General features: G+C 66.0%; 12 protein-coding genes. 6 read left to right on the top strand and 6 right to left on the bottom strand.

Features of this window, described 5'->3' with window-relative positions; translation table 11 throughout:
* Positions 1-30: 30 nt before the first annotated feature.
* The 3 genes from BLU29_RS14275 to BLU29_RS14285 are packed head-to-tail and all read right to left on the bottom strand — an operon-like array spanning position 31 to position 2,851.
* Positions 31-1,329, bottom strand: a complete 1,299-nt coding sequence (locus BLU29_RS14275) for an acetyl-CoA hydrolase/transferase C-terminal domain-containing protein (protein ID WP_091059248.1) — start codon at positions 1,327-1,329, stop codon at positions 31-33.
* On the bottom strand, positions 1,326-1,898 hold the full coding sequence (locus BLU29_RS14280) for a GNAT family N-acetyltransferase (RefSeq protein WP_091059251.1): 573 nt from the start codon (positions 1,896-1,898) through the stop codon (positions 1,326-1,328). The genes BLU29_RS14275 and BLU29_RS14280 overlap by 4 nt, the downstream gene beginning before the upstream one ends.
* Complete coding sequence (locus BLU29_RS14285) at positions 1,886-2,851, bottom strand: helix-turn-helix domain-containing protein (RefSeq protein WP_091059252.1); 966 nt, start codon at positions 2,849-2,851, stop codon at positions 1,886-1,888. The genes BLU29_RS14280 and BLU29_RS14285 overlap by 13 nt, the downstream gene beginning before the upstream one ends.
* Before the next feature lie 139 nt (positions 2,852-2,990).
* On the opposite strand from BLU29_RS14285, the gene BLU29_RS14290 reads away from it, so the two are divergent.
* The 3 genes from BLU29_RS14290 (at position 2,991) to BLU29_RS14300 (ending at position 5,549) form a co-directional block, all read left to right on the top strand.
* Positions 2,991-4,403, top strand: a complete 1,413-nt coding sequence (locus tag BLU29_RS14290; protein WP_091059256.1) for a PAS domain S-box protein — start codon at positions 2,991-2,993, stop codon at positions 4,401-4,403.
* Positions 4,400-5,116 (top strand): response regulator transcription factor, encoded by a 717-nt coding sequence (locus BLU29_RS14295; protein ID WP_091059259.1) that lies wholly within the window; start codon positions 4,400-4,402, stop codon positions 5,114-5,116. The genes BLU29_RS14290 and BLU29_RS14295 overlap by 4 nt, the downstream gene beginning before the upstream one ends.
* A gap of 118 nt (positions 5,117-5,234) precedes the next feature.
* Positions 5,235-5,549, top strand: a complete 315-nt coding sequence (locus BLU29_RS14300; RefSeq protein WP_091059261.1) for a TraR/DksA C4-type zinc finger protein — start codon at positions 5,235-5,237, stop codon at positions 5,547-5,549.
* A gap of 452 nt (positions 5,550-6,001) precedes the next feature.
* On the opposite strand, the gene BLU29_RS18145 is transcribed toward BLU29_RS14300, so the two are convergent.
* A complete protein-coding gene (locus BLU29_RS18145) occupies positions 6,002-6,466 on the bottom strand; it encodes a plastocyanin/azurin family copper-binding protein (RefSeq protein ID WP_157693892.1) in 465 nt (154 codons plus the stop codon).
* A 62-nt stretch (positions 6,467-6,528) separates the two neighbouring features.
* A complete protein-coding gene (locus tag BLU29_RS18150) occupies positions 6,529-7,965 on the bottom strand; it encodes a cytochrome C (RefSeq protein ID WP_157693893.1) in 1,437 nt (478 codons plus the stop codon).
* 556 nt (positions 7,966-8,521) lie between these two features.
* Here BLU29_RS18150 and BLU29_RS14310 point away from each other — a divergent pair.
* The 3 genes from BLU29_RS14310 (at position 8,522) to BLU29_RS14320 (ending at position 11,736) form a co-directional block, all read left to right on the top strand.
* Positions 8,522-9,256, top strand: a complete 735-nt coding sequence (locus BLU29_RS14310; RefSeq protein ID WP_091059263.1) for a ComF family protein — start codon at positions 8,522-8,524, stop codon at positions 9,254-9,256.
* Positions 9,257-9,265: 9 nt separating this feature from the next.
* On the top strand, positions 9,266-10,195 hold the full coding sequence (gene accD / locus BLU29_RS14315; protein WP_091059266.1) for an acetyl-CoA carboxylase, carboxyltransferase subunit beta: 930 nt from the start codon (positions 9,266-9,268) through the stop codon (positions 10,193-10,195).
* Positions 10,196-10,377: 182 nt separating this feature from the next.
* Positions 10,378-11,736 carry a folylpolyglutamate synthase/dihydrofolate synthase family protein gene (locus BLU29_RS14320; protein ID WP_231962238.1) on the top strand — a complete coding sequence of 453 codons (1,359 nt, stop codon included), beginning with the start codon at positions 10,378-10,380 and terminating at the stop codon, positions 11,734-11,736.
* 7 nt (positions 11,737-11,743) lie between these two features.
* Here the strand turns inward: BLU29_RS14320 and BLU29_RS14325 are convergent, their stop codons facing one another.
* Entirely contained in the window at positions 11,744-12,574 is an 831-nt protein-coding gene (locus BLU29_RS14325) for a tetratricopeptide repeat protein (protein ID WP_091059268.1), read from the bottom strand.
* Positions 12,575-12,662 lie beyond the last annotated feature (88 nt).

The raw sequence follows: 12,662 nt of genomic DNA on the forward strand, positions 1-12,662 counted from the left end.
CATTTGGTGCGCATGGATTGCGCGGCCGCCTCACGCCGCCGGCCGCAGCAGGCGCAGGTCGCGCTGGAGCTCGGCGCGGAAGTCCGGGTGCGCGATCGAGATCAGGTCCGCCGCGCGCTCGCGCAGCGTCCGGCCATGAAGGTTCACGGCGCCATATTCCGTGACCACCCAGTGCACGTGTCCGCGGGTGGTCACGACCCCGGCGCCGGCCGCCAGCTGAAAGGTGATGCGCGATACACGGCCACCCGCGGCGGTGGCGGGCAGCGCAATGATGGGCTTGCCGCCGGGGGACAGCGCGGCGCCGCGGATGAAATCCATCTGCCCGCCGATCCCGGAATAGATGCGGTGGCCGATCGAGTCGGCGCAGACCTGGCCGGTCAGGTCGATCTGGATGGCCGAGTTGATGGCCACCACCTTCGGGTTGCGGCGGATGACGGCGGTGTCGTTCGTCCAGTCACAGGGGTAGAAGGCCACCTGTGGGTTGTCGTGGACGAAGTCGAACAGCCGTCGCGTGCCGTTGATGAAGCTGGTGACGATGCGGCCGGTGCCGTTGGCCTTGAGGCGGTTGGTGACGGCGCCGGACTCGACGAGGTCCACCACCCGGTCGGAGAACATCTCCGTGTGGATGCCGAGGTCATGCTTGCCTTGCAGGCGGGCCAGCACCGCGTTGGGGATGCCGCCGATGCCCATCTGCAGGGTCGAGCCATCCTCGATCAGCCCGGCGACGAGCTCGCCGATGCGGGCTTCGACCGGCGTTTCCGGTGCGGCCGGGTGCTCGAGCAGCGGCCGGTCGGTGACGGTGAAGGCGGCGATGCGGGCGAGGGGCAGGACGTTGTTCCCGTGGGTGCGCGGCATCTGCGCATTGATCTCGGCGATGATGATCCGCGCGGTACCGGCGGCAGCCATGGCCGCGTCGCACGAGGTCCCGAGCGAACACATGCCGTGGGCATCGGGCGGCGACACCTGGAGCACGGCCACGTCGAGCGGCACCTGGCCGCTCAGGAACAAGGCGGGAATATCGGACAGGAAGATGGGGACGAAATCCGCCCGGTCCTCGGCGACGGCCTGGCGGAGGGCCGCGCCGGTGAAGAGCGACACGGAGCGGAATTCCTTCTCGCGGCCCGGGCCGGCGAAAGGAGCCGGCCCGGCGGTATGGAGGTGGTAGAGCCGCACGTTTTCCAGGTCGCACCGCGCGCAGAGCGCGTCGATCAGCGGCGTGGGCGTGGCGCAGGCGCCGTGGATGAAGACGTTCGTGCCGCTGCGGACGAACGCAGTGGCGTCGGCGGCGGAGACGGCGTGGGCTTTCCAGTCGGCGGCGTGGATGGTCATGAGCGAACGGGGGACGCGGGGGAGGGCAGGACCAGGGTGGCGTTCACGAGGGCGATCCCGGGTTCCGGGACGATGGTGAAGCCGTGGCGGCGAAAGATGCCGAGCATCGCGGCGTTGTGGGTGTTCACCTGGGCCCAGAGGCGCTTCAGTCCGCGGTTCCGGGCCGTGCCGATCAGCTGCTGCAGCAGGGTGGTGCCCAGGCCCTGGTGGCGCTGGTTCTCCCGGACCACGAAGGCCAGCTCGGCCGTGTCGCCCGCGGCATCGAGGCAATAGCGGCCGACCGCGTGGATCGTCCGGCCGTCGCGGGAGAAAATGGCGAGGGCGCAGTCGCGGGTCTGGTCGACGCCGACCAGTTCGTGGGCGCGTTCCGTGGTCATGGTGGCGACCAGGCCGCCATAGCGTTCGTAGATCGTGTCCAAAGTGTGGGAGTGGAAGAACTCCTGCAGGCGGCTTTCATCGCCGGGCGCCAGGGCCCGCAACCGCCGGAGCGCGTCAGCGGTGCCGGGCGAGCGGCGAGTCGGCTGTTTCGCCGGTGATTTCACGGGGCGCGCCCGGGTCAGGCCGCGCATGCCTGGAGCCGGTGGTGGCTCGCCGCCCGGGTGGGGGCGTGCAGCTGCTCGCGGTAAAGGGAGGGGGACTCGCCGACGATGCGGTGGAAAACGCGGTTGAACTGGGAGAGGGACTGGAAGCCGGCCTCGTAGGCGGCCTCGCTCACGCGCTTGTAGGGATTGAGCAGCAGCTGCTTCACGGCCTCGACCCGCTGGCGGGAGAGATACTCGGTGAAGTTGAGGCCCGTGCCTTTCTTGAAGTTCTTGCAGAAGTAGAACGAGCTCATGCCGACCGCCTGCGACACCTGGACGAGGGAGAGGTCCTCGGAGAGGTGCGCGGTGATGTAGGCGCGGGCCCGGGTGATCACCGGCGCCTCGGCGAGCGATTGCTTGACCATGAGCTGGTTGCTCAGGGCCGCGAGCTGCTGGGCGAAAATGGCCAGCAGCCGCAGGATGGCGTCGTATTGCGCGCGCGCGACGACGCGCGATTGCCGGAAGGCGGCGCTGACCTCCTTCCGGTCGAGGGTGGGCTCCAGCGCGGCGGCCTGGCGGGCGGCCTGGCGGGATTCGGCGGCAGTGGGCAGATGGAACAGCACCTGGCCGGTCTGGAGATAGGCGATGATTTTTTCGCCGAGGCGGATCGGCACGGCGGACTCGTTGAGGCCGGCAAAGCACTGGGCCGTGCCCGGCTGAGCGCAAGCGGTTTGCTCGAGGCGCTGCTGCAGGTCGAGGCAGGCGGCGCAGGTCTTGTTGCGGCCGGCCAGCAGGGCGCAGAGGGGGTTGCCCAGCTTGGTGCCCTGCATCGGCGGCTGATAGGAGCCGGCCGCGCGCAGCGCGAGGGGCAGGCCGGTGATCGACTGGAAGGCGCGCTGGTAGTCGCGGAAGATGTCGGAGGCCTGGAGCAAGGCGACGAACTCGGAGGCTTCACGCCGGGCGCTGTCGGTCGGGGGAAGAGGGGAAGTCGTGGTTTCCATGGGCCCGACAATACCAGCCCGCGTGGTTTCGCGTAATTGGAGGCGGGGCGGTTTCGGACTAGGGAAATCCTTTAGGCTGGCCAAGCCGTAGGATTGTCCGGCCTTGCTCATCCCCGCGTGGGGCTGTTAGCCATGGTCCATGCCGTCCAAGCCGCCTGCCGCCCAAAAAAAGGACGACCTGGTCTCCCTCCAGCGGCGGCTCGCGGCCATCATCGAGTCCTCGGACGACGCCATCATCGCCAAGGACCTCTCGGGCCGGGTTACCGATTGGAACCGCTCCGCCGAGCGGATCTTCGGCTACTCCGCGGCGGAAATGATCGGCCAGCCGGTGAAAATCCTCATCTCGCCCGACCGGGAGGACGAGGAGGAGAAAATTCTGCGGCGGATCCGCCGGGGCGAGCGCGTCGAACCCTACGAGACGGTGCGGCGGCACAAGGACGGCCGGCTCATCCATGTTACCCTGACGGTTTCGCCCATCAAGGACGCCCGGGGTCGCGTGGTGGGGGCTTCCAAGATCGCCCGCGACACCACGGAACGGAAACTGGCTGAGCAGAAGCTCCTGACCCTCATCGGCGAGTTGAAGGACGTCCGCGCGGCCTTGGATGAGCATTCGATCGTGGCCATCACCGACGCGGCGGGGCGGATTACCTTCGTCAACGACAAGTTCTGCGCGATCTCGCAATATTCGCGGGCAGAGTTGATCGGGCAGGACCACCGGATCATCAACTCGCGCCACCACCCCAAGGCGTTCTTCCGCGACCTCTGGGGCACGATCGGGCGGGGCCGCGTGTGGCACGGCGAGATCAAGAACCGCGCCAAGGACGGGTCCTATTACTGGGTGGAGACGACCATCTTTCCGTTCCTCAATGCCGCCGGGAAACCGGCGCAGTATGTGGCGATCCGCACTGACATCACGCAGCGCAAGGCCGACCAGGCCCTGTTGCTCGAGATCAGCGAGAAGGAGCGGCACCGCATCGGAGAGGACCTGCACGACGGCCTCGGCCAGCAGCTCACCGCGATCGAGATCCTGTGCGCCGGGTTGAAGGAGGATGTGGCTGCTGATCCCCGCCTGGCGAAGCAGGCGGAGCGCATCGGCCGCCTGTTGCGCGAGTCGATCGGCCAGGTGCGCTCGCTCGCGCGCGGGCTGGTGCCGGTCCAGGACGACCCCGACGCCCTCTGGGCGAGCCTCATCGAGCTGGCAGAGCGGGCCAATGTCCCGGGCCGGCTTGAATGCCGCCTGGATTGCCCGGTGATGGTGCCGGTCGAGGACAATCAGGTGGCGGGGCACCTCTTCCGCATCGCGCAGGAGGCGGTAAACAACGCCCTGAAGCACAGCCGGGCGAAGCAGATTGTCCTGACCCTGACCCGCGGTCCGGGCGGGCTGGAGCTGGGCGTGACGGACAACGGCCGGGGATTCCTGCCCGCCCGGGGCCGGGGCCTGGGCTTGCAGGTGATGCACCACCGGGCCAGCGTGATCGGAGCCGAACTGACGGTGGACACGAAGCCCGGCCGGGGCACGACCATCCGCTGCCGGTTGCCCGGGATAAAATGAAACGCCCTCCTCGCAAATCCACGCCTTCCGCACCGCCACCGCCTACGACGGCGGCCACGCGCCGGCGCATCCTGCTCGTGGACGATCATCCCTTTATGCGGGCCGGCCTGGCCCAGTTGATCGAGCGGCAGCCCGACCTCGTGGTCTGCGGCGAAGCGAGCAACCCGGCCGAGGCGCTGCAGCGGCTGGCCACCGGCGGGATTGATCTGGTGCTCACCGACATGACCATGCCGGGCCGGAGTGGCCTCGACTTCCTCAAGGACCTGCTGGCCCAGTTTCCGGCGCTCCCCATTCTCGTCGTGTCCATGCATGACGAGATGGTCTACGCCGAGCGTGCGCTGCGCGCCGGGGCCCGCGGCTACATCATGAAGGAGGCCGGCGGGGAAAATCTCCTGGCGGCCATCCGGCAGATTTTCAGCGGCCAAGTCTACGTCAGCCCGCGCATGGCCGCGCAGCTGCTCGACAGTTTCTCCGGCCGGAAGGCGCAGGGCGCGGGCTCGCCGCTGGGGAAGCTGACCGACCGCGAGTTCGAGGTCTTCCAGCTGGTCGGCCACGGGCGGAGCACCCGCGAAATCGCGAGACAGCTCGGCCTGAGCACCAAGACGGTCGACGTGCACCGGGGCAATCTCAAGGCCAAGCTCGAATTGCGGGACACGACCGCGCTGGTCCGGCACGCCGTGCGCTGGGTCGAGACACAGGGCACCGGCAGCTAGGATGGAGGCGGCCGGCGGGGCGCAGAATCGCAAGATATGAGCAACGAAGGCCAAGCAAGCACCAGCGGCTGGCCGGGAAAAATGCGAGACTGGCGGGGTCAACTCGACCCAACCAGTCATGTCAAAATCCAACCCTGCCCGCTCGCGCCGGGACCGGCTCCGCGTGAATCCGCAATGGGCCTGGCATTACCGAACCCTGACCGCGTTGCGCGACCACCTGATCCAGGAGCAACAGTCGCCGCAGTCCGCCGACCGGTTTGACCGCGACTTCATCCGCGCCTTGCTGGCCCGGGAGCCGGATGCGCTGGGCGAGATCTACGCCGCCCTCGACCGCATCCTGCACGGCACCTATGGCGTGTGCGAGGCGACCGGCCGGCGGATCGCGCCGGCGCGGCTGCGGGCGGCGCCTTGGACCCGGTATCGGTCGGACTGAAAAAACGACCCGGCGTATGCGACGTAGCCGCCTTTCCTTGTTATCTATGGTCAATCACTGTCCGAGGGGCGTTCGAGCATCGAACTGGGGCGTGTTGGCCCTTCGCTCGCCATTGTCCAACTCGCCGCGATCTTCGCTTGTCCCGCTTACTGATTTCGCCAACACGGTCTAGGGTCCCGTCAGATAAGTTCACTGCCTGATCTCAAGAGACCAATTTCCGGATGTAGGAGCCTGCTTGCAGGCGATTTTGACCCGCGGAGCCAATCCCCACGCCTGAATCGCCCGCAAGCAGGCTCCTACCATATGAACCGAACTTGTCTGACACCACCCTGGCCCTACTCCGTCAGGTAGATGAAGCCCCGGGGTGGGTCGGAACCTGACGGAGTGGTGCCAGGCGCCAACTCTGGAAATCGAAATGGAGCGTCTGGCATCTGCCGGTTACCGCGGTTGACTTAATTGACCACCAATTCGCCCCGCATGCCGGCCAGCGAGTGGCCGTTGCATGAGCAGATATATACGTATTTCCCGGGCTTGGTCGGGCAGACGAATGTGACGTCGCCCACTTCGGTGGGCCCGAGCAGGGGAATCGACGCGATGACCTGGGGGGCGAGGGCCTTGGGAATGTAATTCGTGTCGTGGGCCGAGATCGCGGCCATGGCGAACGCGGACGGATCCGCGTTGGCTTGCAGCAGGACCCAGTTATGCGCCATGCCGTTCTTCGGCATCGTGCCCTCGTTGCGGAGCTGCACATGGAGCTTTTCCCCGGGTGCGGCGTCAATATGGGTCACGCTGAATTTCATGTTGTCGTTGGAGACGATGACAATCGTCTTCACCGCCTCCTCGGCGCGGAGGGCGGGCAGGACAATCAGGCAAGGCCAGGCCAGGGCCAGGGCGGACAGGATGCGTGGGTATTTCATTTTAGTCGTGGGTTGGGTTGTTGAACGGATGGAAACCAAAGGTGGTGCGGTGGGGGGGTGGCTCAGAATGCGAACCAAGCCTGGAGATACAGGGTGTTGTTGTCCTTGGCGGAGTGTCCGCCGCCATCGACATTGGTCTTTGAGCCGTCGAAGCGGTTGTAGGCCGTGTATTGCAGCGAGAACTTGACGTTGCTCCGTGGCCAGAACGCCGGGCCGGTGCCCTTGTTCAGCGGCAGGTAGTCGGCTTCCAGGATATAACCGTCGCTGTTGGGCGAGTTTTCGGGGCTGCTCGCATAGGCCAGGCTGTCCGACGAGCCGGTCACCGAGAAATACTGCACCGCGAAGCCATAGGTCTTGTCGATGAGGTAGTGGACCGAGCCCTTGAACTCGTCGAGCGTGCCCGAGCTCTTCGCCGTGTTGCCCAGGGCCTGGCTCGCGTTCCATTTGTCACTCTCATGGATGTAGGTGACGAGTGTGGTGAGGTCGTTTGCGCCAATTGTCTTCTGGAACTCGGTGTCGATGCCAAAGTCCACCATCCGGTCGGTGCCGGCGCTGTTATCCCGTCCGGGATAGGCGGACGCGGCGAGGGCGAAAAGCCCCGTTTCCCAGGCTCCGCCTCCGGCCGACTGGGTGTAGGCAATCCGACAGTAGGGCGCCGGGCTGGCTATCTGGGTTTCACCCGACGGGTCGATGCCCAGGGCATGTTGCACGCGGCTGGGCAGTGTCTTGTAGGCGCCCAGGTCGAGGTAGAGTTTGTTGTCAATCATCGCGTAGGCTCCCACCCCCGCCACCTGCTGGGCCAGGGCACCGGCGATCAACGGGGCCGCACCCGGCGTGGGAGCCAGTTTGGAGCTCGCGAAGGGAAACCCCCAGGCCGGCACGGTATTCCACGGGTCTTGCAGGGTCGGATTGTTGTTGAGATAAACGCCCCACAACACGTTGTGACCCGACACGGCCGCGTTGTCCGCATAGCGGAGCTCGGTATTGTCCCAGGACCAGGTCTTGGCCACGCCGTCATAGGTCATCTGGGAGAAGATGCCGATCTTGTTGAGGAACGAGGCGGCGGAGTTTCCGAAAAGCTTTGAGGCATAGGGACCGAACAAACGGCCGGCATAGAACAGGCTGGCCTGGGTCGTGGCGTAATTGTTGTTGGCCGCAAACCCGGGAGCGGCCCCGCCGTCCTGCCCGATGCGGGTATTGGTGAACGACGGCTCGATCATCGCGGCGATGACCGGGAGCATGCTCTGATCGGAGCTCATGGTGTAGCCGCTCAGCTTGAACAACCGGCCCATGTCGGTCAGGATGGGAAACTCGGCGTGGCAGGCGGCGCATTGCAGGTTCATCTGCCGGGCGAAACTGGGCAAGGCGCGGGCCGTGACGGCCATGGCCGCCAGCAAGGCGACCAGCGATGCCTTGATGAAGCCGGTGGGCACAGTCCGCGTAAAGCGGACAATCAAGGCGCATTCTTTCTCATGACCGACGCGTGGGTTGTTGGACATGGCAAGAGACTACAATTTTTCCCCGCCGGGAACTATGCGTATATTGCGATTGTCTGTGCGCCTGTTATCTTTTGCCCTGTCTGAATAATAATTTTCGTCACCGGCGATGGCGAACCGCACATCGGCCCCCGGGTTTCCTCTTGGGCTGAGTAGAGCAGGATGCCCCTTTATTCGTGCCACGCCGGAACTCCTAGGCTGGCCCCAAATGGCATGGCCGGCATTGGTCGTCGGCCTTTTCGATAAGCCCTCTCCGCACCGACGGCCTGGAGCGAACATCGGGTGGTGGCCCCGTCCGTGTGGGGAATCCAACTGACCCATGCTCCTGGCCCAGAGCATGCGAAGCGGGGGGGTAGTGCTCGTCATTTGCCGGATATGGATCTCACGCGATTCACCGGTTCGACCAGCAACGGGTAGGCTCACCGCTGGCGAAAACTCACCAGAATTTTTTGCGGTGAAATGTATTTTGAAGCCGCGCTCCCATCTGAATGCAGTAGGGCCCGGTTTTAGGTCATTTCATTGGTGCGACCTTGGTGGCCATCGGTGGTTAACTCATCCCGTGAATTCCGGATTCCAAGAACTCTGGCGGGACCGGCTCGATGTGATCTTCCCCCGGAGCTGCGTGCACTGTGGTGGAATGGTCGAGGGCGGGCGGCTGCGGCACCTGTGCCCGGCGTGCGAGCGGCACCTCCTCGTGGTCGGCCCCCCGCACTGCACGACCTGCGGTCATCCGTATTACGGCGCGACGGAGGTCAACCGGCTCTGTCCGCATTGCGAGATGCTCGAGCCGAAGTTTGGCGCAGGGAAGACCGCGATCCTGCTGCAGGGCCCGGGCCGGTCGCTGGTGCACGCCCTCAAGTATCACCACGGGCTCCAGGTGCTGGAGGACATCACGATCATCATGGCGGCGGTGCCGGGCTACGCCGACTACCTGCGCGACGCGGTGCTGGTGCCCGTGCCGCTGCACCCGAAAAAACTGCGCCAGCGGCGCTACAACCAGAGCCGCCTGCTGGCTGAGTGTGTGGTGCAAGCGGTTGACGGACAGGCTCGCGTGGAGGATTTGCTGAGTCGCGTCGTGCACACCGAATCGCAAACGCACTACGACCGGTCGGCGCGTCAGAAGAACCTGAAAAATGCCTTTGCCTTGGCTCCGGGGGCCACCATTAATCCGGCTCAACGTTACGTGTTGGTCGATGATGTTTTTACAACCGGTTCCACTCTCAATGCCTGTGCCGCGGTTCTCCGCCGGGGCGGTGCGCTGAATCTCGACGTCGTTACCTTCGGGCACGGCTAACCCCACTGCATGACACATTTCGCGAAACCCAAGCTGCCGTCCGCCACCAAGGCGGCCGGCACCAAGCAAACCAAGAAGAAGGTCAACACCGAGGGTCTTTGGACCAAGTGCCCCATTTCGGGGGAGATCGTCTTCAACAAGGACCTTGAAGCCAACCAGATGGTCGTCCCGAAGAGCGGCTACCATTTCCCGATCGGCTGCCGCGAGCGCATCGCGGCCATGACCGATGAGGGCAGCTTCGAGGAGTTCGATGCCGGCGTGAAATCGGCCGACCCGCTGAAGTTCGTGGACTCGGCGGCCTATCCCGACCGCATCAGGCGCTACGAGAAGGAAAGCGGCCTGCCCGAGGCGGTCATCTGCGGCGCGGCCAGGATCAGCGGCATCGCCGTTTCGCTGGCCGTGATGGACTTCCGTTTCTGCGGCGGCGCCATGGGCGCGGCCGTCGGCGAGAAGATCACCCGCGCCATCGAGCGCGCCCTCAAGAAGAAGACCCCCTGCATCATCGTCAGCTCCTCCGGCGGCGCCCGCATGCAGGAGGGCATCTTTTCGCTGATGCAGATGGCGAAGACCAGCGCGGCGCTCGGCCGGCTCGCTGAGGCGAAGCTGCCGTTCGTCTCCATCCTCACTTACCCGACGACCGGCGGTGTGACCGCCAGCTTCGCGACCCTGGGCGACGTCATCCTCGCCGAACCGGGCGCGATGATCGGCTTTGCCGGCGCCCGCGTCATCAAGGAGACGACCAAGCAGACGCTGCCGGCCGGTTTCCAGACGGCGGAGTTCCTGCTCAAGCACGGGCTCATCGACCAGATTGTCAGCCGCCTCGAGATGAAGGATCGCCTGACCAGCCTGCTGCAGGCCCTGCACGTGCACAAATACCACGCGCACAAGGTGCCGACGGCGGCGCCCTTTCCCACGCCCGCCGCGGCCACAGCGGGCTGAGCAGAGCGGGGTTTTGACCACGGATTGCACGGATGAACCCGGATCAGTTGCCGTGGCTGTCATCCTGAGCATCGCGAAGGATCCATTACTCCGGCGGGCGCATATCATGCTGGATTCTTCGCCGCGCTCAGAATGACAATCAGCGGATATTTCCTCTCCATCCGTGTTCATCCGTGAAATCCGTGGTTAAACCTTTTCCCGATTACGCTTCCGTCACCGAGTATCTCTACGCCCTCAAGGCGGGCGGGGTGAAGTTCGGCATCGACCGGATGCGGCGGCTGGCGGCGGCGCTAGGGCATCCCGAGCGGGGTTACCCGGTGATCCATGTCGCCGGCACCAACGGCAAGGGCTCGGTCTCGGCCATGCTCGATGCCATCCTCCACGCCGCGGGCCGGCACACCGGGCTCTACACGTCGCCCCACCTCGTCAAGCTGGGCGAACGCGTCCAGGTGGACCGGCGGCTCCTCACCGAGGCGGAGATCGTGGCCTATACGAACGAGCTCCGGCCGGTCGCGGCCCGGGCCGCGGCGGCGGCGGCGGACGAGCATGCGACCTTCTTCGAGTTCATGACGGCGATGGCGTTCCTGCAGTTCCAGCGGAAGCAGGTGGATATTGCGATTGTCGAGGTCGGGCTCGGCGGCCGGCTCGATGCGACCAATGTCGTCCAGCCGGAAATCGCGGTCATCACCTCCATCGGCCTCGACCACATTGCGGAACTTGGCGGCACGGTGGCGCTGATCGCCCGCGAGAAGGCCGGCATCATCAAGCCCGGCCGGCCGGTCGTCATCGGGCGCCTGCCGCCCGAGGCGGAGTCGGTGATCCGGGCGGTGGCGGCCGGCCTGGATGCCCCGGTGCACTCGGTGCGCGAGGCCTTTGGCGAAAATCCGGACCGTTATCCTGCGACCAACCTCGCGGGCGACTACCAGCGCTGGAACGCGGCCACGGCGACGCTTGTGGCGCGTCTGCTGGATCGGAGCTGTAGGGTTGCCGCTAGCCGGCAGACCGGTCCGGCGACTAGCGCCGACCCTACAAAATGGGGGCTCACTGCAGAGGTGATCGCGCGCGGTCTGCAGTCGGTCAACTGGCCGGGTCGCTGGCAGCGCACCCTGTTCGGCGGGCGGCCGCTTATCCTCGATGCCTCGCACAATCCCGAGGGCGCGGAGGTGCTCGGGCAGAACCTGGTGCAGCTCCGGCGGGAAACCGGGCGCGCCCCGGTCATCATCGCCGGGGCGCTGGGCGAGTTCCGCGCCCGGGCGCTGCTCGAGGTGGTCTGCCGCCATGCACGGGAGGTCCACCTCGTGACGCCGCACCAGGCGCGTGCCAGCAGCTTTGAGGAGATGGTCGCCTTGGTGCCGCCGGACAAACGCGGCCTTATCCACCGCGGCACGCTGGAAGCAATCTTTCCCGACGCGCGCACCTGCACGGTGGGCGGCCCCGGTGACACGGTGGTCGTCACCGGCTCGATCTACCTGCTGGGCGAGGTACTCGAGCGCATCGAGCCCGGCCGCGGGGCCGGCGAGGGGAAGCTGCAGGACTTCTAGCGGAAGGTCACTTCTTCGCCGGCGCGGGTTCGACGCCCGCATACTTGAGCATCTCCTTCACGTCGGCGGCGTGCGGGCCGTCCGGTTTCAGCTCGAGGTATTTTTGCAGGGACTCGATCATCCCGGGCGGACCGACCAGTTTGCCGGCTTGGTCCATGGTGGCGTTGCCCAGCAGGATGGAGCCCTTGATGAAGTAAGCATCGGCCCGGCCCGGGTCGGCGGCAATCGTCTTGTCGCAGTAGATGAGGGCCTCGTCCACCCGGCCAAGGTTGTAGCAGGTGGCGGCCAGGTCGAAATATGCCGCGCTGGGATTGGGTTCCAGTTCAGCTGCCTTCCGGTAGGCGGCCAGCGCATCGTCGGGCTTGCCGAGCTTGAGATAGCAATTGCCCTGGTTGGTCAGCATCTGGCCCGCCGCTCTCGCCCGCTCCGTGGCGGGTTCACCCCGATTGGCGGCCGTCAGTTCCGGTTGCACGCGGGCCAGACCGTCCTCATAGGCGCGGATCGCTTCCTCGTATTTGCCCGAGTTGAGCAGCGCGTCCGCCCGCCCGCGGCGATACTCCCAGCGTTCCGGTTCCGCCGTGATCAGCGATTGAAAGGCCTCGGCGGCCTCGGGCCATTGCTTGGCGCTCAGCGCGGCGTTGGCGCGGGCGATAAGCTCGTTCAGCTTCAGGGCTTGCTCCCGCCTGGCCTTGAGCCGCTCGATTTCTTCCCCGCTCGCCGGCGCCTTGGCCGCGGCGGCGTCCTGGGGCGCACCCGGCTTCGGCTCCTGGGCGGTCGCCAGCAGGCCCAGGAGGCCGGAGAGAAGCGCGGCGCGAATCAGACTGCCCGGTTTTCGCATGCCTTACCCTAGCACGCGGCGGCTGGCGGGAAATGCCAAAGTTCGGTAGCGGGTCAGTTTGGTTTCTTCGCTGTTTGTCGGTCGGGGT

It is taken from the genome of Opitutus sp. GAS368, from assembly GCF_900104925.1.
Classification (GTDB): Bacteria; Verrucomicrobiota; Verrucomicrobiia; order Opitutales; family Opitutaceae; genus Lacunisphaera.